2 protein-coding genes are annotated in these 2,892 nt (G+C 55.7%); one reads left to right on the forward strand and one right to left on the reverse strand.

The window, feature by feature from the left end:
* Positions 1–213: 213 nt before the first annotated feature.
* The gene (gene radA / locus PN477_RS16875) at positions 214–1,683 is read right to left on the reverse strand and encodes a DNA repair protein RadA (RefSeq protein WP_272147479.1); all 1,470 of its coding nucleotides are present in this window, start codon (positions 1,681–1,683) and stop codon (positions 214–216) included.
* 327 nt (positions 1,684–2,010) lie between these two features.
* Between radA and rpaB the strand changes: the two genes are divergently transcribed.
* Positions 2,011–2,739 carry a response regulator transcription factor RpaB gene (rpaB, locus tag PN477_RS16880; protein ID WP_072621580.1) on the forward strand — a complete coding sequence of 243 codons (729 nt, stop codon included), beginning with the start codon at positions 2,011–2,013 and terminating at the stop codon, positions 2,737–2,739.
* Positions 2,740–2,892 lie beyond the last annotated feature (153 nt).

Raw genomic sequence — 2,892 nt, forward strand, 5'->3', positions numbered from 1 at the left:
CGATGTTCACCTTCTCTCGATCCCCCCTAGCCCCCCTTAAAAAGGGGGGAACGCAAAAAAGTCCCCCTTTTTAAGGGGGATTTAGGGGGATCAAACGCAGACGAGGCCAACATTTGAACGTTATGTATAAGCAGTAGCCCGCAGGAGAGGGCTTTTAGCTCCCTTCTCCTGCGGGAGAAGGGCAGGGGATGAGGGTGCTAACTGGCGAGCAGATCACAAGGGGCGATCGCGGGCGGCGGCTTCTTCGCGGGCGGGGGAGGCATCATAACGGGCATGGGTGGGTAATGCCGCCACGATCGCATCAATCACTTTCCCGACGGTAATAATTTTCAACCCTAGATCCTCGCTGTAGGCTTGGTTTTCAGGAATGATCGCCCGTTTGAAACCGAGTTTGTAGGCTTCCCGCAGGCGGAGTTCTAATTGGGTGACGGGGCGAATTTGGCCGCCGAGGCCCACTTCGCCGATCAGGATCGTGTGGGTATCGACGAGGCGATCGCGAAAACTGGCCACCACCGCGATCGCAATCCCCAAATCCGCCGCCGGTTCCGCCACCACCAAGCCCCCCGCCGACGACACATAGGCATCCAATTTCGAGAGGGGAATCCCCACCCGCTTTTCCAACACCGCGAGGATCTGCTGCAAACGGCTGTAGTCTACCCCCGTGGTGGAGCGACGCGGTGAGGCGTAACTGGTGGGGCTGACCAGGGCTTGGAGTTCGACGACAATGGGGCGTGTGCCTTCGCAGGCGACGATCGTGGCGGTTCCGGGGGTGGGGGCTTCACGATTGCCGAGGAACAATTCTGACGGGTTAGGGACTTCCCGCAATCCCTGTTCCACCATGTCGAAAATGCCGATTTCGTGGGTGGCTCCGAAGCGATTTTTCACCGATCGCAAAATGCGGTGGGAGGCGTAGCGATCGCCCTCAAAATACAACACCGTATCCACCAAATGCTCCAAGACACGGGGGCCGGCGATCGCGCCTTCCTTCGTGACATGACCCACCAACAGCATCGCAATATTCGACCGTTTCGCCACCTGCATCAGCGCCGACGTACATTCGCGCACCTGGGACACCGACCCCGGCGCGGAGGTGAGGGCGGGAAAATACACCGTTTGGATACTGTCAATAATTGCGATCCGGGGCTGGAGGGTTTCGATTTCCCGCAAAATATCATCGAGATCCGTTTCCGGCAGAATGTAGAGGTGTTGATCAATCGTCGCCGCCACGTCGGGATCATCCACCTGTAACCGCATCGCCCGCAGCTTAATCTGTCGCCCCGACTCCTCCGCGCTGACGTAGAGAACGCGATCGCCCTGAGCTACCTGATTCGCCGTCTGCAACAACAGCGTTGATTTACCAATCCCCGGATCACCGCCGATCAACACCAACGCCCCCGGCACAATCCCACCCCCCAGGACGCGATCAAACTCGGCATAACCGGAGGTGAGGCGCAGGGTGGCTTCATCGGAAATCTCGGAAAACTTTTTCGCACTGCGGGGGGTGGGGCGGCCATTGCTAGAGCGCGATCGCCCCGCCGCCCGCCCCGGACTTGCCCCACTCTTGGCCGCCTGCACCTGCTCATCCAAAGAGCCGAACAGCCCGCAACTGGGGCATTTCCCAAACCATTGGGAATGTTCCGCTCCACATTCACGACAGAGATAAACCGTCCGGGCCTTAGCCATGAATTACCACCACAGTCACCGCAACAATTGGGTTCACTGTAGCGTGTTCGCTGGGCTGATGATCCGGGGAAGAGGGTGACGATGTAGCGATCGCATCCCTCACAATTGCAGTTAGAAATCCCCCAAAATCATCTCAGCCTAACCCTGAAAAGAATCTTAAAATATGCGACAGTTTGGCAAAAAAAACCGATCCGGCCTTGAGATTTCGCCCAGACAGGATAAGATTCGTATAAAATTCGTTACAGAATCAGGCGCAACACTACCGCTAATGCTAGCGATATTGATTGCCCCCAACCGTCCCAGATCAGAGAAGGAGTGTTGAGTTCATTGGAGACTCATAAAGAAAAAATTCTTGTTGTTGATGATGAAGCGAGTATCCGGCGCATTTTGGAAACTCGTCTATCCATGATCGGTTATGACGTGGTCACGGCTGCTGATGGAGAAGAAGCAATCAATACCTTCCGCGTTACGGAACCGGATTTGGTTGTCTTGGATGTGATGATGCCCAAGCTCGATGGCTATGGTGTGTGCCAAGAGCTACGCAAAGAATCCGATATCCCGATCATCATGCTCACCGCCTTAGGTGATGTGGCCGATCGCATCACCGGCCTCGAACTCGGTGCCGATGACTACGTGGTCAAACCCTTCTCCCCGAAGGAACTCGAAGCACGGATTCGCTCTGTGTTGCGCCGCGTCGATAAAAATGGCGCGTCGGGAATTCCCAGTTCCGGCGTGATTCAAGTGGGTTCGATCAAAATCGACACCAACAAACGCCAAGTCTACAAAGGCGATGAACGCATCCGCCTCACGGGTATGGAGTTTAGCCTTTTAGAACTCTTGGTCAGCCGTTCGGGCGAGGCCTTTTCGCGATCGGAGATTTTGCAAGAAGTCTGGGGCTACACCCCAGAACGCCATGTGGATACTCGCGTCGTGGATGTGCATATTTCGCGGCTGCGGGCCAAACTCGAAGATGATCCGAGCAATCCGGAACTGATCCTCACCGCACGGGGCACGGGTTATTTGTTTCAACGCATTCTTGAGCCGGGTGAGGAATAGCCTAGGTTGACACACTCCTCGCGCTAAAGCGACGAGGATTCTGCGATCCTGGCGTAGCCAGCAAACCTTCGTTTGTCTTACGACTACTCTCGCACTAGACAATGCCCTGCCTAGCTGAATGATTCAGACTCCAGAGTTGGTTGTCTTCCTTTA

This window comes from Spirulina subsalsa CS-330 (assembly GCF_028330765.1).
Lineage (GTDB): Bacteria > Cyanobacteriota > Cyanobacteriia > Cyanobacteriales > Spirulinaceae > Spirulina > Spirulina subsalsa_A.

Bases quoted from the DNA above. Each gene is read 5' to 3' on its own strand.
- radA (WP_272147479.1), bottom strand. From the start codon at position 1,683: ATGGCTAAGGCCCGGACGGTTTATCTCTGTCGTGAATGTGGAGCGGAA.